This window comes from Clostridium sp. YIM B02551, from assembly GCF_022324735.1.
Lineage (GTDB): Bacteria > Bacillota > Clostridia > Clostridiales > Clostridiaceae > Clostridium_T > Clostridium_T paridis.
This window is the reverse complement of sequence record NZ_JAKGTF010000003.1, coordinates 88778-107215: the sequence shown is the minus strand read 5'-3', so window position 1 is coordinate 107215 and position 18438 is coordinate 88778. Positions and strand designations below refer to the sequence as shown.

Here is an 18438-nt window from a genome sequence, read left to right as displayed (position 1 = left end):
AATAAATTAAAAATTGAAAGGAGAATTATAAATGAGTAAAAAATGTTGTTGTCCTAATTATGGATTTATGCCAGGACCAGGAATGGGTTATCCAGGAGGATATCCAGGTGGATTCGGTGGCGGATTTGGTTGCGGCGGATTCGGCGGAAACTGTTCATGGATTTGGATTATAATTTTACTATTCTGCTGCTGTGGAAACCGTGGATTTGGCGGATTTGGTGGCGGATGCGGAAGAGACAATTGCTGCTAATATTCTAAGATAACTATAGATATGAAGTAGTTTAGCGAAAGGAGCGTTGTGTATGAGTAAACATCATAATAAATGTGATGAATTTGAATATTGCTATGATACTGCTGTAGCTCCAGCATATGGTCAAGGAATAGCACCTTATGGAGCAGGAGTTGGTAATGCAGGCTGTAACAATATTTGGTCACTAATAGTATTATTAATTATACTTTGTAAACCAAACGTTCTATGCAATGACAGAGCATTTATATTAATATTATTGTTCTGGTTCTGTGGCTGCGGTTGCGGAGGAAGAGGCGGATTCGGTTACTAAGTATGGTAGTTGGAGGGCAATGCCCTCCAAAAAAATATATTTTTATAACATATAACATTAAACATTAAACATAAATACATAGTACATAGTAATATTTGGGAGGAAGGTAATGTCAAAAAGACATAGAAATAGATCAGAAAATATTAATGGTTCTCCTGCTGGAAATAATGCCCCATATGGAAATAATACACCTTTCGGAAATAACGCACCTTTTGGAAACAATGCTCCTTTTGGAAATAATGGACCAATGGGCTTTGACCCAAGTCAGTTAATGGGGCTATTAAATGGAAATTTTGACATGGGACAAATGATGAATATTTTAAGTGGAATGGGTACAGAAGGATTTAATATGAATAACATGGGAGAAATGTCAGGACTTGCAGCATTACTAAGCCAGCTTAGTGGTAATAATACGGGAAATAATACTGGAAATCAAATGAATGGAAATAATCCTGGAGGTCAAATGGATCCAGGAATGTTTAATAATTTATTTAATAATGCAAATAATACCTATAAAGAAAACCCAAATGATGATAGAAATATGCAAATGTTAAAAGCTCTAAGAAGTATAGTAGATACTCAAAGAGCTAAGTTTTTAGATAAGGTAATAGACATGTATGAAAAAGGAAAATTTTATGACTAAATACTAAATAAAATGAATAAACTTATTGTTTAGGGTAATAATAAAAATGTAAGGAGAGATTTCTCCTTGTTATAAGAGCATAGCTTTTTATAACAAACCCCCCATCCCCCTTTTTGGGCCGCATTAGCGGCCTTTTATTTTTCGTATAAACTTACTGAAGATACTTTATAATCTTTGTTTGAGGGGATAACCTTTGCCTTTATAATAATGGAGTCATTTTTAGATGTTGACTTATTTGTTCGTTTAAAATTAATCTGCCATATAATAGAAGTTATATCTCCATTCTTATCCCATTTATCATCCAAGAAAAATGCATCTTGAAACTTATAGCTGTAGACATTTTTATCTAACTTCCATAAGAGAGCAGCATCACTTTCTGTAGTAGAATCACAGAAAAAGCTTGGAAGTTCATATGGAACTGAAGCAGCTTCTATTGCATCAATTAGTTCGGTGACGGATTGTCTACCAGGAACTGTGTACTGATCGTAGGAAGTATTCTTAAAGTTGTTACCTATTAACATATAACTATCAAAGGTTAAAAGTCCATCTACAACTTTTCCAGAGAAAAACTTTGGGGTTTTATTGTTTTGTGAGTTTAGTATACCCATAACATTATTGGTTGAACAAAAATAATCCTTAAATTCAAGTCCAGTCCATGAAAATATATGAGAAATTGCGGTATCTTCTTGAGAAGATTGTAAGAAGATCTCAGGAATTCCATCCCTAGAAATGTCCTTCATAAATAATCTAATTCCCCAATTAGGATATTCTTTTCCTAAAGAAGCAAGGTTGGTATCTGGGGAGAGCATATAACTTTTATTATTTAAAGTAGCACCAACGTAATATTTATCATCTTTTGTAGTAATATTGATAACATCTTCTTTTCCATCACCATTCAAATCTTTTTTCAGGCCTTTTTCATAGTCTTCTTTAGCAAAAACTGATAAAGAGTCTCCATATTCTTTTTGGGAAAATAGATTAAAAAGTATAACAGAAATAAAACATAAGATTAAAAACATTAATAAAAAAAATATTTGTTTTTTATGTATAAATAATACCCTTAATTTCATGCATATCACCTCTATAAAATATATGAGGGGAATGAAAGATTATACTATTTATATATTAAAAATGGTATGAGTACATAATAATTGAGCAAAATAACATTAAAAGGAGGAGTACAAATGAAAAAAATAGTATCAATTTTACTTATAATATCAATATCGAGTTTTTTATTTGGATGTAAAAAGCAAACTATTAACGTTGATGATAATATTAAGATTTTGATGGAAGAAAATAAAATTACAGCCCCAGAAAATATAAATAAATTAATTGAAGGATATAAGCAGAAAAACTCAAAGATAAAAGTAGATATTATTAGTAAGTCTAATATCTATGGGAGTATAAAAAATAAAGAAGTTGAACCAGATATAGTGATTTCTTCTAGGGACACATTTATTGACATAGCTGAAGATAATAATTTTAGATTTATTGATGAAATATTTGAACAAGAAAAATTCAGTGATAATTTTAATAATATTAATAGAGCTAGTGGAAGAGTTAATGATAGATATTATGGTCTAGGATTATTTCCATATACCTTTGACTTTATATATAATCCTGAAGCACTAGGTAAGCTTGGTATAAAAGTTCCACAGAATTCTCAAGAAGCTTTAGGATTATTAAAGCGATTTAGAGATAATAATATACAGATTCCATATATATTACCAAAGGATATTACAGTAGAATTAGCTTTATCTACATATATTGCAAATTACCTTTTGCTACCTAGTGAATTAAGGGAAAGTTATAAGTCAGGTAAAGAGGACTATCAAAAAATAACCAAAATGGAAACCATATTTAGTACAATGAAATCCTTTGTTGATAGTGGTTATTTTAATAAAGGGTTATTTAAGGAAACATCTATAGATGAAATAAAAGAACTAGAAAAAGGTAGCATACCAATTATATTTGGAACATCATATCTTTCTAAAAATATTAATGAGAATAGTCCACTTAGAAGTTACTCAAACATAAATTTAAGTGAAAATATTAACTATTCACCAACTGGGATAAGTGCAATGGTTTCTCTTTATGCTAATGGAAAAAATAAAGAAGGTGGGAGAAAATTTATAGATTATTTGATGAAAGAGGAAGCATATGAAACTCTATCAAAAGAAGGTATAATAACTGGTAGTAAGTCTTTAGATGAAAAGCTTAAGGGTACAAGAGGAGAAATGGCAATAGAGATTAAAAATGCTAATGAAAATAATTTATTCTATTTTTATAATTTGCCTTCAAAATATGCGGATCTAATAAAAAATAAATTAAGTGAAATAAGTTCAGGGAAATACTCTGGAGAAGCTTGGAAAGAAGTTATTGATGCAGCAAATAAATAATAAGGCAAAAAAATAAAGCTACCAGGTAGCTTTATTTTTGTTGGCAATCATCACAAACACCATAAAAATATACTTTGTTTGAGAAGACTTTATATTTTGAATGTTTTTCAGCTTCAACATTTAGAGAAGTAAGATCTAATTCAGAAAGATCATCTACTCTAGTACAATTAATACATTGAACATGAGGATGTTCTGAAACAGTACCATCATATCTAAAGTTTCCCTCTCCAACATTTATCTCTTGAACCAAACCTACTTCAACTAGAGTCTTTAATGCTTTGTAAACAGTTGCAAGGCTCATAGTAGGATATTCAGATTGAAGTGCTTTATAAATTATTTCTGCGGAAGGATGCTCCTTCGTTCCCTTAAGGTATTTATAAACTGCAATTCTTTGGGGAGTAAGCTTTAGTTTCTTTTCTTTAAAAATAGCTGTTATATTATCCATTTTCACCATCCTCGTATATTAATACCTAAAGTATATAATAATAATTCTCCTTTGTCAATGGTTATTGATTAATAATAACTGCAATTTTTTATAAAATACAGAAAAATTATAAAAAAACTATTGAATTATATCTAGTATTTTGGTAGAATGAACCTAAGGTTGTTAAACAATTAACAATGCTTAAAATTCCATGTTCATTTTATTTCATTTTTCTTGAGAACAGTTTTTTCTGTTCTTTTATTTTTTATCTAAAATTAGATAATAATATGAATTTGGTCTTACAAAAGAAATAGGAGGCAATATTTATGGCTAAGTATAAGGTTGGGGATGAACTAATAATAGTTAAAGATCCTAAAAAGGAGACAAAGAAATTAAAGGAATTAACATATCTTAAATATGAGAATGAGTTTGCACAGATGTCCTGGGGATTAAAAATATTAGATGTAGAATATGATAAGCCTAATGTTACTCTTACTTATAGTAATGTAGATGGAGAAACTAATAAGGTTTTTGCAGTTTGCAATGATATTGAAAACTTTGATCAAGAAAAGGTTCTTGAAAAGGCACTTTTAAAAGCATTTCAAAATGAAATTATAAATATTTCGGTAGTGAAAAACAAGAAATTCAAGTAAAATATGGAGAAATATACAAAAGACATTACGAAAATCTTAATTTTAACATATAAATAACAAAAATTTACTCATTTAGCTTTATTTTAATTATACTTTGGATTATAATGGTGTTATTATGTAGATATCCTTTACATCTGGGGGGGAGTTTATGAGTCAATGTCCATTTTGGTCAATTAACGGAGAAAAATTTGCATGTTATTCTGAATGTCCTATGAGTGTTGGGACGAAAGAGAATGAAATATGTCCATTTAAAGAATTTTCTACAGCTAAAACAATATCATTGAGAGATATTGATAGCTACGGTTATGATGAAGAATTTACGCTTCTTCATTTACCAAAATTAACTGCATATAAATAAAAAAAGGATGATAATTCATCCTTTTTTTATTTATATATATTTGAATATTTATGAAGTAAACTTTGCTTTAGAGTCCATAGGTTTTCAGATAAATCAACATAATAAGTATGAGGATTTTCAAATCTAAGTACCTCCGGCCATAATTTTTCAGTTTCTTTAGCTGCAAATTCTTTTATATCCATTACAGATGGAGAATCGTATACGCATTTTCCATTGTCAAAAATTTGAGTCATCATATCTTTTACATAAAAATTAGTTATTTTCTTTCTCTTCCAGGTATGAATTGGATGGAAAATCTCTAATGGCTCATTTTCATCTATTATTTCATTATTAAGTGTTATTAAATCAGCTATTGCCATATGTGAATCTTTATCAAAAATTCTGTATAACTTTTTAAAACCTGGATTAGTAATCTTCTCATTATTTTCACTTATTTTAATCTTAGGAATTATACTATTCTCACTATCTATAGCAACTAGCTTGTATACTCCTCCAAAAACGGGTTCACTTTTAGCAGTAATAAGTCTTTCACCTACACCAAAGCTATCAATAGTTGCACCTTGCTTTAAAACATCACTAATAATATACTCATCTAAAGAATTTGAGATAATTATATTACAGTCAGAATAGCCTGCATCATCAAGCATCTTTCTACATTTCTTAGTTAAATAAGTTATATCACCTGAGTCAATTCTTATACCTTTAGGTCTATATCCCATTGGAGTAAGTATTTCATCAAATACTTTTATAGCATTTGGAATTCCAGACTTAGTAACATTATATGTATCAACTAAGAAAACAGCATTATCAGGATATGTTTCAGCCCAAGCTTTGAAAGCATCATATTCTGTAGGGAATAATTGAACCCAACTGTGAGCCATAGTTCCAGTTGCAGGAATGTTAAAAAGTTGCTCTGAGATTGTACATGCAGTAGAAACGCATCCACCAATTAAAGCAGCTCTAGCCCCATAAATAGCTCCATCATAACCTTGAGCTCTTCTAGAACCTAACTCGATTACAGGTTTACCATTAGCAGCTCTACATATTCTATTAGCCTTAGTTGCAATTAATGTTTGATGATTAATTGTAAGAAGTACCATAGTTTCAACAAATTGAGCTTGAATAACTGGACCTTTAACAGTAACTAATGGTTCATTTGGGAAAACAGGGTTTCCTTCAGGCACAGCCCAAACATCACATGAAAATTTAAAGTCTTTTAAATATTGAAGAAATTCATCCGTGAAGATATTTTTACTTCTTAGATAATCAATATCTTCATTTGTGAATTTTAGATTTTTAAAATAATGAAGTAATTGCTCAACTCCAGCCATGATACAATAACCACCGCCGTCAGGAACACGTCTAAAGAACATATCAAAATAAGCTATTTGATCCTTTAAGTTATTATTAAAGTAACCATTTCCCATAGTTAGCTCATAAAAATCCACAAGCATAGTAAGATTTCTTTCGTCTCTAACATCAAAGAATTCTGTCATAATAATACCGCCTTTATGTAAAATATTATAAAATTATTGTAACCTTATTAATTAATTATTACAATATGATATATGGTTTTATATGAAACTTAATTTATTCTTGTTTGATATCAGGCATGAATAAATTAAAAGATAAGATTTATGTCAATAATTAATGAATATAGGAAAGCTAGAAATTAAGGGGATAACATGTCATATAAATTAGATAAATTTCAAAACGAAGCAGTAAAAGTAAAAAGTAGAAATACATTAATTGTTGCAGCTCCAGGAAGTGGAAAAACAACAGTAATAATAAATAGAGTCAAGCATTTATTAGAAGAATTAAAGGTTAATTCAAGCAATATATTTGTTATAACATTCACAAAGGCAGCAGCTAATAATATGAAGGATAGATTCTTAAGAGATAATTCTAATCCTAAGCCTCCTTTCTTTGGTACTTTTCATGGATTATTTTATAAACTTCTAATCAGACATTTAGGGAGCATTAATATAATTTCTACTAGTGAGGCCTATAAAATAGTAGAAAATACCTTGAAAGTTTATATTGATGAAATATCAGAAGATAAAGTAAAAGAAATGCTAAATGAGATTTCTAGATTTAAAACCTCTCTTGGCGAATATAAAATAGACGATATTATCACAATGAAATGTATTGAGAACTATGAAGGCTATAAGCTGGAAAAGAATCTTATGGACTTTGATGATTTACAGTTAGAAATGTATAAATTACTTTCAGAGGATAAAAAGGTACTTGAATATTACTCAAATGGGCTTAAGTATATCCTAGTTGATGAGTTTCAAGATTGCGATCTAATACAACTAAAAATCTTAAAGTTATTAAATAAGAGTAATTCCCTATTCTGCGTTGGGGATGAAGATCAATGTATATATGGTTTTAGAGGGTCAAGACCAGAATGTATGGTTAATTTCAAAGAAGAGTTTGGAGGAGAGAAGGTTTATTTATCATATAACTATAGAAGTGTATCCAATATAGTTAAGCTTTCAAAGAACTTAATTAAAAATAACCTTGAAAGAAATCCAAAAGAAATTATAAATTATAGAGGAGAAGAAGGAAATATTAATATATCTAAACCTTATAATGAAAAATTTCAGGGGGAGGACATAGTAAACAGTATAGTAAAAAAGAATGAGCAAGGGATTGCTCTGAATAGTAACGTAATTCTTTATAGGACTAATATAGAATCAAGAAGTATAAGTGATGAACTTATTGCAAGAAAAATACCTTTTAGATTTTTAGATAAGGAATATAACTTCTTTGAACACTTTATATGTAAAGATATATTAGCATATTTAAAACTATCTATAGATCCTTATGATAGAGAAGCATTTAAAAGGATAATAAATAAGCCCTTTAGGTATATAAGTAAGAATAATATAGAAAGCTTAAGCAAGCTTAGGGAAAGAAGAAATGTATTTGATGACTTAATTATAAATGGAGATTTTAAAAGCTTTCAATTGAATAACTTAGAAAGGCTAAAAAAAGATATATCATATTTAAATAAATTATCACTACCTTCTGCAGTAGACACTGTACTTAATGACCTTGAGTATAGAGAATACTTAAGAGAATATGGTGAAAAATTTAGAGTAGCAAGTGATGACTTTGAAAGGATAATCGAGGAATTTAGAACTATAGTTTTAGATTTTAAAAGCATAACAACGCTGCTTGTGCATGTAGAAGAAGTAAAAGAAAAGTTATCTAATAAAGAGAGAGACTTTAAAGAAGACGGTGTACTACTAAGCACCATACATGGCGTAAAAGGAATGGAGTTTGAAAATGTATATATTCTAAACTGCTGTGAAGAGGTAATTCCCCATGCAAATGCAACTGATATAGAAGAGGAAAGAAGATTATTTTATGTAGCAATTACAAGAGCTATAAATAATCTAAATATATATGCACCAAAGACCTTAAGAGGAAGATTTACAGAAACATCTCCCTTTATAAAAGAGCTTGAATTTAAAGGTGAACCAGAAGAAAAAAGCAAGCTAAATAAAGGAGATAAGATATTTCACAAAAGTCATGGAGAAGGAGAAATAGTATCCTTAAAAGATGACGTAGTTGAGATAGAATTTGAAGATGGAGTAAAGAGGAAGTTTTCCTTAAGCATATTGTTTTTAAATAGGCTTATAGAGGTGAAGTAATAAATTAAGATCATGAATGGTTTAAGAGAAATCTTAGATTATTCATGATTTTTTTAGTGCGATTAAAAAGAGTGGGTTATCAATATAGAAATTATTTATAAAACAATTGTAATGAATAGGTGATATATTGATTAAATGCTAGTAACTTGTAGAAACTTGATGAACGAAAATGTTTTCAATACAGAGGGAAAATATGTAAAATAATCGAAGTATATATTGCTGGAAAATAATGCTTCAAAGTAAAATTTAAGGGGGATTTTTATGAAAGGTAGTATTAAGCAGATCGCTGGGTTTCTTATTGTAGCATTTTTATTTACAATGGTTCCAATTACAGCAAAAGCAGAGGAAAAGACTCCAGCATCAGCAGCAGAAACAGGTACTCCTACTAATGAAGAAACACAAATAAAAGAAGCTTCTGTAGTAAAGGAATTAGAAGATAAAAGAGAAGAAAATAAAAAGTACTTTTTGATGGATGATGGCACATATCAAGCAGTTATGTACAATGAGCCTGTACACTACTTAAAGGATGGTAAGTGGGAGGACATAGATAATACATTGGTTGATGCATCTGAAGATACTGATGTAAATGATATGCCAATGCAGACAGAGGATTTTATAAATGGTGCAAAGGAACAAGTAAATAAAGATTCAGTATATACTGAAGATGAAGATGGAGACTATGCAAAGGATGAAGAAGGCAATAATAGTAAATATTATCAAAACACAGAAAATGAAATAAGCGTAAAAATTGCTAAGAATGTAAACGATAAGAAACTTGTATCCATTAAGAAAGATAACTATGAAGTATCATGGAATATAAAAGCACCTAATAAATCTAAGGGTGAAGAAAAAGAAAAAGATATAGATAGTGAAATTGATGAATTTACTAAAAATGATAAGTCAAAGGATAAGGAAACTAAAAAAGAAAATATAAAGAAGATTATTGCAGATAAAAATGATTCACAAGTCGACTTTAATGAAATAAGTGAAGGGGTAGACCTTCAATACTTACTTAAAGGTAAAACATTAAAAGAAAATATTGTAATAAATAAAGCGATAGATAGTAATGTATTTAGCTTTAATTTATCACTAAAGAACTTAATACCAGAAATAAAAGATAATACAGTTAGATTTTTAGATAAGAAAACTAAACAAGAGGTATTCAATATAGTGCCTCCTGTTATGTATGATGCAAATGGAGAAACTTCTAGTGATGTTAAAATAGATGTTAAAGAGAATAAAAAAGGATATACCTTAACTTTAACTCCAAATAAAGAATGGATTAATGACAGTAAGAGAAGTTATCCAATAGTAGTTGATCCAAATGTTACATCAACGCTATCAAGATATGACATTATAGCTACATTTGTGGCTTCAATAGATACATCAGATAAAGATGATAATTTATTCGTAAGAGTAGGAAATGTTCCTGGAAATGTAGGAACAGCTGAAACATATATTAAGTTTAATAACTTACCTAAATTAAAAACTGGAGATATGGTGGTAGGTGCAAACTTATTTTTAACAAAGATAGGTAATTATAGTGGGTATGATGGTGAAATAGAAGCCCACAGAATACTAGTTCCATGGGATCAAAGTACATTAACTTGGAGTAATAGACCTTCAGTAGATAACAGTAAGGCAGAGTATAAAATAACAGACACACAAAATGTTTCAGGAAATTTATATTCTTGGGATATAACCAACATGGCTAAATATTGGTATAACTATGGCGATAATAATGGCTTATTGCTAAGAAGAACAAATCCTTCCTCAGGACATACAACATTTTTGTCCTCAGATACTTCAAATACTTATAGTGGAGGGTGGCCACAAGTAGTAATCTCGTATATTAATAATAGCGGACTTGAAAACTATTGGACATACCATTCTCAAAATGCAGGAAGAGCAGGAACAGGATATATTAACGATTATAATGGAAATTTAATATTTACTCATAATGATGTAGATAATACAGGAAATAGAAATCCATTAACAATAACTCATGTATATAATAGCAATGATAGAGCAGATAGCATCGGATATGGACTTGGCTGGAGAACAAATATTAATCAAAGAGTAATAAGCGAAGTAATTAGTGGAACTCAATATTATGATTATATAGATGGGGATGGAACAAAACATTATTTTAAATATGATTCAGCATCTAGCAGCTACAAAAGTGACGATGGGTTAGATGTAACATTCAAAATTAATGCAGATAATTCCTATAACATTACAGATAAAGATGGTAATGACTTATACTTTGTGCCTGGTGGATATATAAATCAGATAACCGATAAGAATGGAAATACAAATATTATCTCTTACCATGGAACAACTCTATATCAAATAACTGATTCATCAGGAAGACAGAACACATTTGAGTCAACTCCAGAAGGGTATCTTTTAAGTATTACAGATTTCTCTGGAAGAAAAACTCAATTTAGATATACAGGTATTGATCTTACAACAATTACTTACCCAGATGGAAAAGTTACAACTTATGCATATGATGGAAATCATAATCTAATTAGTGCAACAAATTTTGATGGATTAAAGCTAACCTATGGATATAATACGGCAGCACCTTATAGAACAAGTAGCGTTAAACAAACAGGATCTGATGGAGTATCAGGTGGTCAGCTTACTATTGATTATGGATTTAATGAGACTGATTTTACAGATGCTAAAGGAAGAGTAGAGACTTATCAATTTAATAACTGGGGTAATACTACAAGTATAACTGATCCTAATGGCAATGCAACAGCATATGAATATGGAGTTAAAGGAAGTAATGCATTTAATAAATTAGAGTTAGATTCAAAGCTTGAAAGTAGCAATAGAAACTATTTAAAAAATCATAGTGTGGAACCTGCAGAATACAACTGGGAGCAAGGATTTTGGGGCCCTTTAAGTAAAGGTAGTGGAAATCTTACTACTGAAGCAGCTTTCTTGGGTTCAAATTCATTAAAGGTTTCTAAAACAGACTATGGTGATAGAATATTCTACAGTCAAAGTGTAAATTTAACTAAGGGAAAAACATATGTATTTTCAGGATATATAAAAACTACAGATGTAACTAAAGATATGGGCAAAGGAGCAGCTTTATTTGTCAACTATCAAGATAATTCTGGTGAATGGGAAACTATAGAAAGTAATTATGTAACTGGAACTACTGATTGGGAAAGATATTCCGTATCCTTTACACTTCCAGAAGATTCAGCATCAAATCTAGTTTATATAAGAGAAGGCCTTTTAGAAGATAAAGGAGTGGCCTATTTTGATGCACTTCAGCTTGAAGAAGGAAATATAGAAAGTAGATATAATCTTCTAGAAAATTCGCAGTTTGATTATGGAGAAGCAACATCAGAAAAATGGACATATAATACAAGTGATTCAAATGGTATAGCAACTAACTTTGAGAATCGTTCTAGTTTTAGAATTAAGGGAGATTTAGGACAAAGTAAAAATATATATCAAACTTTAAACGTATCAGGAGGAGCAGGAGATTGTTTCGTTATGTCGGGATGGGCTAAGGCAGATGCTTTGCCTAAAGAGTCTGGAACAAATAGATATTTTGCATTAGATTTAGGAATTAATTATACGGATGGAACAACAGAATGGACAGTTGCTAATTTTAATAGTGACACAGGAAACTGGCAATTTACATCAGGAAAAGCAATTGCTAATAAAGCATATACATCTTTAATATTCTATGCATTATATTATAATGAGGAAAATTTTGTTTGGTTTGATAATCTACAATTGTTTAAAGAACAATTTGGACAAAGCTATGAATACGATTCAAAGGGTAATATACAATCTACTAAAAACTTATTAGGAAAAGTGAGTAGTAAATTTGAATATAATGCTAATAATGATTTAATAACTGCCACAGATGCCAAAGACAATAAATATAGTTTTACCTATGATGCAAAGAGAAATGTAAAGACAGCAACTTCACCAATGAATGTAGTTGGCACTTTTGATTATGATGCTTATGGAAACCCAACGAAGTCTACCGTTGGTGATACTACAACATTTATATCAGCTTCAGCTACCTATACATCAAATGGAAATTATCTAGCAACTAATACTGATGCTTTAGGTAATACAGTAAATTATAATTATGATCCAAACAAAGGTACTTTATTGACTACAACTGATCCAAAAGGTAACACAACTACAAATACTTACGATCCTAATACTGACAGCTTAAAAACTACATCAAAGACAGTAGACGGAAAGGTTATAACTAATAGTTATCAATATTTAAATGATAGAATAGATACAATAACTCATAATGGATTTAACTATAAATTTTCATATGATTCAGTGGGCAGAAATACTGGCGTTAATGTAGGAACTCAAAAACTTATAACCAATGCATATGACCCTATTACTGGTAATTTAACTAAATCAACCTATGGAAATGGCAATATAGTTGAAAATGGATATGATAATTTAGATCGAATAACCTCTAAGAAGGCAAATGGTTTAGAAATAGCACATTATAGCTATGATTCTAATGGAAGTCTTGGGTTGCTAGAAGATAGGGTTAATAATGTAACTTATAAGTATACCTATGATTTAGCAGATAGATTAGCTAAAGTAACGGATAGTAAAGGAAATGTTTTTAGAAATGATTTTGATGTTAATAACAATGTAAGTAAACAAACAAGTATAATAAATGGCAACACATATAGTACAGGATATAATTATGATAAAGATAATAGAATTGATACTATTACCTTAAATAGTGAAAGTGAAAATGTAAAATATCATTATGATACATTAGGAAGAAATGATAGTAGAACAATAGCCTTTGGAAATGGAAAGACTTATTTAACATCATATGGATTTAAAGCAGGAGCAAATGGTTCACAAAGTACAAGAGTAGAAAGTGTAAATAATAACGGAAGTATATTAAACTATACCTATGATAAAAATGGAAATATAGAAACTATAAGCCAAGGAACAGCTTTATTACAGAAGTTTTATTATAATGAATTATCAGAGCTTATAAGAGAAGATAATAAAGCATTAAATAAAACAATTGCTTATAGCTATGATGCAGGTGGAAATATAGTTTCAAAAACAGAATATCCATATACAAATGGAAGTTTAGGAATAGCAACAGGAACTAAGGTCTATCAGTATGGAGATGCAAATTGGAAGGATAAATTAACAAGTTATAACGGAAAAGCAATAACTTATGATGCAATAGGAAATCCACTAACATATGATGGAAATACTTATACATGGGATAGAGGAAGAACCTTAACTGGAATAACAGGCAATGGAAAGACGATCTTATATAAGTATAATGATAGTGGAATAAGAACAGAAAAGAATGTAAATGGAGTAGTAAGTAAGTATACACTAAATGGAGATAAGGTAGTATATGAAGAAGTAACTAATGGAAGTACAGTAGATAAGATTTACTATACCTATGATGCAAGCAATAACCTAATAAGTATTAAATTAAACGGAACAGAATATTTCTATGTAAGAAATGGACAAGGTGATATAATAGGATTAGTAGATACAAACGGAACTCAGGTAGTAAGTTATAGCTATGACTCATGGGGAAAACTTCTATCTATAGATGGAACACTAAAGGACACCTTAGGAATAAAGAACCCATATAGATATAGAGGATATAGATATGATACCGAGACTGGAATGTACTATCTAAATTCAAGATACTATAACCCTGATTGGGGAAGGTTTATAAATGAGGATGAGATTGCAGCTGTAACTGGAGACTTACTTTCAACTAATATGTTTGCCTATTGCTTGAATAATCCTATAAATATGAGTGATAAAGATGGAGATAGACCAGATTATGGAGATGGTCAAGGGCATGAAACAGATGAGCAACGTGAAGCATCATTAGCTGAAATGTACGCAAATAATCCAGATGTTCTTTTTTATAAAGAACATACTAATAATGCAAGACCAAGTACTCAAGAAAAACATCAAAAGGGTCAAACTCGAAAGCAAAGAGATAGTGGAGGAGAAAAAGGCGATGCTAGGAGACGTCCTAATCCTAATAAGCGAAGGCCTCAAAATATAGATATAACACCACCAGACTTCAAGACGAGAGCACTCTTGGTGGGGGGAGGTATATTAATAATAGGAGGAACCTTAGTTGAAGATGTTGTGACTGGAGGTGCTGGAGTAGCAGATGATTCTATTACTTTATCATCAGGTATGGGATTAATTATAAGAGCGTTTGCTTCATAAACATCAGTATGAAGAAATGAAATAATGTAAACTGATTTTAAATATAGTGTAGAAGAATTACAGTTAAATAAAAGTGTCGGTTAAATTAATTATTGGGAGGTAATTTATTATGAAAAGAAAATTAGAGGATTTAAAGAAGAATAAAAAAGCGGCGTCTTTTTATACAGATGAAAATAATACATCGAAATTCTTATTTGGATATATTGTTGACTATAATGATGATTTTTTTATAGTTGCAATGATTTCACCAGATGGGCAGTATGATGGTTTTGTGCTAAGAGAAATTAGTAGTATAGTTAGAATTAATGTAGATGGAAAATATGAGAATAAAATACTAGAATTGGCAAAGCATAATAAGATAATACATGAGAAGTTCACATTACAAGATGATAATTTTATATCAGAATTTCTAAGATTTGCTGAACAACAAGAATATATTGTTTCAATAGAATTGTTGAATAGTGGTTTTTACGATGTTCAGGGATACATTGAGGCAATTGAAGATGATAATTGTAATATAAAGCAAGTAAATGAATATGGAGAGGAAGATGGAGTTAGTTTAATAAAGTTAATAGATATTACTAAGATATCGTGTAATTCCTTGGATGAAAAGGTTCTTAAGGTTCTTAGTACAGTAAGAAAGTAAGTGACTAAACAGGAAAAAGATACAATTTATGTGAGCCAATAGTTTGAAAAGTATGAATCATGTAATTAAAAATAAAGAGAGTCATAATGACTCTCTTTATTTTTCTCCACATACAAAATCCTAGTGCTATATAATCAAAATAAGTTTAATGTATAAAATGTTTTGCAAAATTAGACATGAAAATGGCTTCATTACTGTATATCAAAGTTATCTTGCAGTTTTTGCACTGAGTAAAAGGTGATAACTAAATCTAGATGCATAAAATCAGAATAGCTAACTACAAAATTACTGGTTATTTTATTCTGATAGTTAATCTAATGAATATGATTAACTCAGAAGATTACAACATGATGCATAATTAGATTTCTGTAGTGAGAGTTGGATTAATCAATTAAAAGAAATATCAAATATATATTCTAATAATAGTAACAAAAAGAGCTAACGTTTAGAGCGTTAGCTCTTTTCTTATGCCTAAAAATAAAAGAAAGGAGAGTAGAAATGGCAACAGATTTTGTTGAGAAATTCAAAAGATACTTAAAGGAAGATGGTAAGAGTCAAAAGACGATTGAAAGTTATGTCGGAGACATTGCTGGTTTTGTAACCTATCTTCAAAGCATGGAAGTAAAATTTCAAGGAGAACTAAAACGTTTCTACATCACAAGCTTTAGAAGTTATCTCATTGAAAATAAATATGAGGTAGCAACCATTAATAAAAAAATTAATAGTCTACAATCATTCAATAACTTTTTAATGAAAAACAAGTATTGTAATGAATTTGTTGTAGACCTTAGAAAAGACCGAATGAGGGTAGCTTTTGGCTCAGAAAAGCAAGTTGAAGTATTCTCGGAAAAACAAGTGGAGAGGATGTTGTTTTACATTCAAAATCAAGAGAATGTAACCAGAAGGGATAAGATGATAATTCTACTACTGATGTACACCGGAGTAAGAGTAAGTGAACTTTGTAGTATAAGGATTAACAACATTGATTTTCTAACGAGTCATCTAAAGATACAGGGAAAAGGCGGAAAGATTAGAGAAGTACCATTAAAGAATGAAGTAGTTGAAGCAATTAAGGAGTACCTAGTTGAGCGTAGTGATAACCAATATAGTGATTCAGAATATCTGATTTTGGGACAAAGGGGAGCATTGAAAAGAGATGCAATCAATACACTACTAGAGAAATACACGTATGAATTGGAACTCGGAATAAAGCTAAAGCCACATACTTTCAGACATACCTTTTGTACAAGACTTGTAAGTAAAGGAGTACCCCTAACGACTGTAAGTAAACTAGCAGGACATAGTAGTGTTGAAACTACTGCTAAATTCTATATCAATAGCAGTAAAGAAGAAAAGATGAGGGCAGTAAGCTTGTTATAGATGGAGGAAAGTAAAATGATAACATTATACAGTTATAAAGAAATCAAAGAAACAGATATCATTACAGAAACATTAAAGAAAGAAATAAAAGCCTACTTTAGGGAGATAGCTAAAGGAATAGTTGGTGATGGCTGGCAAGGATATAATCTTAGTGAAGTTGGAGCAATTGTGATAATAGAAAAGGGAGATACAATTGAGGTTTTAGATAGCTTTGGACTAATGCAAGGTAGTAATAGTACTCCAGAAGTGTTGCCTGAATTTGCAACAAAGGTGAAGGTAGAAGATACAGAAATGATAAAAATAATCTGGGTAACAGGTGATTCATTTGGAGTTTCTGTGTACTATACGATTGGACAATTTGGGAGAGAATTTGATGAATATATAATGAAATTTCTAATGGACTAATTATAAAAATAGGAGGAGAGAAATAATGAATCCAGTTATGATAGTAAAAATAATAATATTACTTTTAGAATTAATTGCTAGAGGGATGGATGCTGATACTGCAATATCAAATATATCAAGTAAATTTAATGTTTCATCAATGTTTTTAAGAAAATTTATATAAGAAGTAGTAGTTATCATTGGAATTTTACAAGAGAGAATTCCAATGATAAATGCTTTAAGAGTAGTTATATTAAATATGTAATTTAAATGGGAGGAGTGCTAATAGGTATGTATGAAATATAGAAGTAGTGACTTTAGTGGGATTTACGAGTCTGTACACGAAAATCTAGGTTTTGAAATAGTAAGAGAGATATATAAGTACTATAAAGGTCAGCAAATAACATTTCCAATGAGATTATACTCAAAAGAATATGTAATAAAATATATTTCTGAAAATTATGATGGGAAAAACATAAAGGAATTAGCGAGAGACTTAGAATACACCGAAAAATGGATTAGAAAGTTAGTGAACGACAACAAATTATGCAAGGGGGATAAAGAAAAGTGAATATTTTTGATGTAGGAGGATTAACAACATTTGTTGCAGTAGTTGCTACTATAGTAGGAGGTACAATAATATTTATGTTACTACATAAAGTATTTGACATAGTACATTTTGGCTTTGGTGCAATGGCATCAATGTGGTTCATATGTTGCATAATAGCAGCATTCATTGTTAACTTATTTGGTGGAATTGTTGGAGGACTTTTCTCAATTATATGGTTTCTAATAAAGATAGGAGTACTAATTGCAATAATAGGCTATATAATAAGGTTTATATATACAAAAATAAAAGGAAGCGATGCATAGATAAAAATTATGAAGAAATAAAAAAATTATGCTAATGGAGAATATGAATTGTTAGAATCAGTTAGTAAAGCATATGTTCTAATAAAATTATATAGTGATTAAAAATTCAGAAAAAAATAAATGAAAATTTAATAAGTGTAAATTTAAAAATAAGTGATAGATGAGGCTATCACTTATTTTTTTGTATTGGGAACTAAAAACACA

At 29.9% G+C, this 18438-nt stretch carries 17 protein-coding genes; 14 read left to right on the top strand and 3 right to left on the bottom strand.

From position 1 onward, the window contains the following. The first annotated feature begins 31 nt into the window (after nt 1-31). The 3 genes from L1S47_RS04745 (at nt 32) to L1S47_RS04735 (ending at nt 1203) form a co-directional block, all read left to right on the top strand. Complete coding sequence (locus L1S47_RS04745; protein ID WP_202767745.1) at nt 32-250, top strand: ground-like protein; 219 nt, start codon at nt 32-34, stop codon at nt 248-250. Nucleotides 251-302: 52 nt separating this feature from the next. After that, nucleotides 303-560, top strand: coding sequence for a hypothetical protein (locus L1S47_RS04740; RefSeq protein ID WP_238882339.1), 258 nt, complete (start codon nt 303-305; stop codon nt 558-560). 109 nt (nt 561-669) lie between these two features. After that, nucleotides 670-1203 carry a hypothetical protein gene (locus L1S47_RS04735; protein ID WP_238882338.1) on the top strand — a complete coding sequence of 178 codons (534 nt, stop codon included), beginning with the start codon at nt 670-672 and terminating at the stop codon, nt 1201-1203. Between the two features lie 134 nt (nt 1204-1337). Here the strand turns inward: L1S47_RS04735 and L1S47_RS04730 are convergent, their stop codons facing one another. After that, the gene (locus L1S47_RS04730; RefSeq protein ID WP_238882337.1) at nt 1338-2222 is read right to left on the bottom strand and encodes a hypothetical protein; all 885 of its coding nucleotides are present in this window, start codon (nt 2220-2222) and stop codon (nt 1338-1340) included. Between the two features lie 165 nt (nt 2223-2387). Between L1S47_RS04730 and L1S47_RS04725 the strand changes: the two genes are divergently transcribed. Continuing rightward, nucleotides 2388-3602 carry an ABC transporter substrate-binding protein gene (locus tag L1S47_RS04725; RefSeq protein WP_238882336.1) on the top strand — a complete coding sequence of 405 codons (1215 nt, stop codon included), beginning with the start codon at nt 2388-2390 and terminating at the stop codon, nt 3600-3602. 31 nt (nt 3603-3633) lie between these two features. On the opposite strand, the gene L1S47_RS04720 is transcribed toward L1S47_RS04725, so the two are convergent. Next, entirely contained in the window at nt 3634-4047 is a 414-nt protein-coding gene (locus L1S47_RS04720) for a Fur family transcriptional regulator (RefSeq protein ID WP_238882335.1), read from the bottom strand. Between the two features lie 305 nt (nt 4048-4352). Here L1S47_RS04720 and L1S47_RS04715 point away from each other — a divergent pair, with 305 nt between their 5' ends. Together L1S47_RS04715 and L1S47_RS04710 are read left to right on the top strand one after the other, a co-directional pair. Next, nucleotides 4353-4679, top strand: a complete 327-nt coding sequence (locus L1S47_RS04715; RefSeq protein ID WP_202767739.1) for a hypothetical protein — start codon at nt 4353-4355, stop codon at nt 4677-4679. 148 nt (nt 4680-4827) lie between these two features. Beyond that, entirely contained in the window at nt 4828-5037 is a 210-nt protein-coding gene (locus L1S47_RS04710) for a hypothetical protein (protein ID WP_238882334.1), read from the top strand. Between the two features lie 26 nt (nt 5038-5063). Here L1S47_RS04710 and L1S47_RS04705 read toward each other — a convergent pair whose 3' ends face one another. Beyond that, nucleotides 5064-6533, bottom strand: coding sequence for a nicotinate phosphoribosyltransferase (locus tag L1S47_RS04705; protein WP_238882333.1), 1470 nt, complete (start codon nt 6531-6533; stop codon nt 5064-5066). A gap of 189 nt (nt 6534-6722) precedes the next feature. Between L1S47_RS04705 and L1S47_RS04700 the strand changes: the two genes are divergently transcribed. The 8 genes from L1S47_RS04700 to L1S47_RS04665 all read left to right on the top strand — a co-directional run bounded on the left by L1S47_RS04700 (nt 6723) and on the right by L1S47_RS04665 (nt 18234). After that, nucleotides 6723-8699 carry an ATP-dependent helicase gene (locus tag L1S47_RS04700; RefSeq protein ID WP_238882332.1) on the top strand — a complete coding sequence of 659 codons (1977 nt, stop codon included), beginning with the start codon at nt 6723-6725 and terminating at the stop codon, nt 8697-8699. Between the two features lie 261 nt (nt 8700-8960). Continuing rightward, nucleotides 8961-14951 (top strand): DNRLRE domain-containing protein, encoded by a 5991-nt coding sequence (locus L1S47_RS04695; RefSeq protein WP_238882331.1) that lies wholly within the window; start codon nt 8961-8963, stop codon nt 14949-14951. 109 nt (nt 14952-15060) lie between these two features. Continuing rightward, nucleotides 15061-15597: a hypothetical protein gene (locus tag L1S47_RS04690; RefSeq protein ID WP_238882330.1), complete on the top strand. Its 537-nt coding sequence runs from the start codon at nt 15061-15063 to the stop codon at nt 15595-15597. A 498-nt stretch (nt 15598-16095) separates the two neighbouring features. Further along, nucleotides 16096-16977 (top strand): tyrosine-type recombinase/integrase, encoded by an 882-nt coding sequence (locus L1S47_RS04685; protein ID WP_238882329.1) that lies wholly within the window; start codon nt 16096-16098, stop codon nt 16975-16977. A gap of 15 nt (nt 16978-16992) precedes the next feature. Then, nucleotides 16993-17382 carry a hypothetical protein gene (locus tag L1S47_RS04680; RefSeq protein ID WP_238882328.1) on the top strand — a complete coding sequence of 130 codons (390 nt, stop codon included), beginning with the start codon at nt 16993-16995 and terminating at the stop codon, nt 17380-17382. Nucleotides 17383-17407: 25 nt separating this feature from the next. Next, entirely contained in the window at nt 17408-17545 is a 138-nt protein-coding gene (locus L1S47_RS04675; RefSeq protein WP_238882327.1) for a hypothetical protein, read from the top strand. Between the two features lie 111 nt (nt 17546-17656). Beyond that, nucleotides 17657-17932: a Mor transcription activator family protein gene (locus tag L1S47_RS04670; RefSeq protein WP_238882326.1), complete on the top strand. Its 276-nt coding sequence runs from the start codon at nt 17657-17659 to the stop codon at nt 17930-17932. Next, nucleotides 17929-18234 (top strand): hypothetical protein, encoded by a 306-nt coding sequence (locus L1S47_RS04665; RefSeq protein WP_238882325.1) that lies wholly within the window; start codon nt 17929-17931, stop codon nt 18232-18234. Before L1S47_RS04670 ends, L1S47_RS04665 begins: the two co-directional genes overlap by 4 nt. Nucleotides 18235-18438 lie beyond the last annotated feature (204 nt).

Excerpts from the sequence above, each read along its gene's own strand:
- L1S47_RS04745 (WP_202767745.1), top strand. The coding sequence starts at position 32 with ATGAGTAAAAAATGTTGTTGTCCTAATTATGGATTTATGCCAGGACCA.
- L1S47_RS04740 (WP_238882339.1), top strand. The coding sequence starts at position 303 with ATGAGTAAACATCATAATAAATGTGATGAATTTGAATATTGCTATGAT.
- L1S47_RS04735 (WP_238882338.1), top strand. The coding sequence starts at position 670 with ATGTCAAAAAGACATAGAAATAGATCAGAAAATATTAATGGTTCTCCT.
- L1S47_RS04730 (WP_238882337.1), bottom strand. The coding sequence starts at position 2,222 with ATGTTTTTAATCTTATGTTTTATTTCTGTTATACTTTTTAATCTATTT.
- L1S47_RS04725 (WP_238882336.1), top strand. The coding sequence starts at position 2,388 with ATGAAAAAAATAGTATCAATTTTACTTATAATATCAATATCGAGTTTT.
- L1S47_RS04720 (WP_238882335.1), bottom strand. The coding sequence starts at position 4,047 with ATGGATAATATAACAGCTATTTTTAAAGAAAAGAAACTAAAGCTTACT.
- L1S47_RS04715 (WP_202767739.1), top strand. The coding sequence starts at position 4,353 with ATGGCTAAGTATAAGGTTGGGGATGAACTAATAATAGTTAAAGATCCT.
- L1S47_RS04710 (WP_238882334.1), top strand. The coding sequence starts at position 4,828 with ATGAGTCAATGTCCATTTTGGTCAATTAACGGAGAAAAATTTGCATGT.
- L1S47_RS04705 (WP_238882333.1), bottom strand. The coding sequence starts at position 6,533 with ATGACAGAATTCTTTGATGTTAGAGACGAAAGAAATCTTACTATGCTT.
- L1S47_RS04700 (WP_238882332.1), top strand. The coding sequence starts at position 6,723 with ATGTCATATAAATTAGATAAATTTCAAAACGAAGCAGTAAAAGTAAAA.
- L1S47_RS04695 (WP_238882331.1), top strand. The coding sequence starts at position 8,961 with ATGAAAGGTAGTATTAAGCAGATCGCTGGGTTTCTTATTGTAGCATTT.
- L1S47_RS04690 (WP_238882330.1), top strand. The coding sequence starts at position 15,061 with ATGAAAAGAAAATTAGAGGATTTAAAGAAGAATAAAAAAGCGGCGTCT.
- L1S47_RS04685 (WP_238882329.1), top strand. The coding sequence starts at position 16,096 with ATGGCAACAGATTTTGTTGAGAAATTCAAAAGATACTTAAAGGAAGAT.
- L1S47_RS04680 (WP_238882328.1), top strand. The coding sequence starts at position 16,993 with ATGATAACATTATACAGTTATAAAGAAATCAAAGAAACAGATATCATT.
- L1S47_RS04675 (WP_238882327.1), top strand. The coding sequence starts at position 17,408 with ATGAATCCAGTTATGATAGTAAAAATAATAATATTACTTTTAGAATTA.
- L1S47_RS04670 (WP_238882326.1), top strand. The coding sequence starts at position 17,657 with ATGAAATATAGAAGTAGTGACTTTAGTGGGATTTACGAGTCTGTACAC.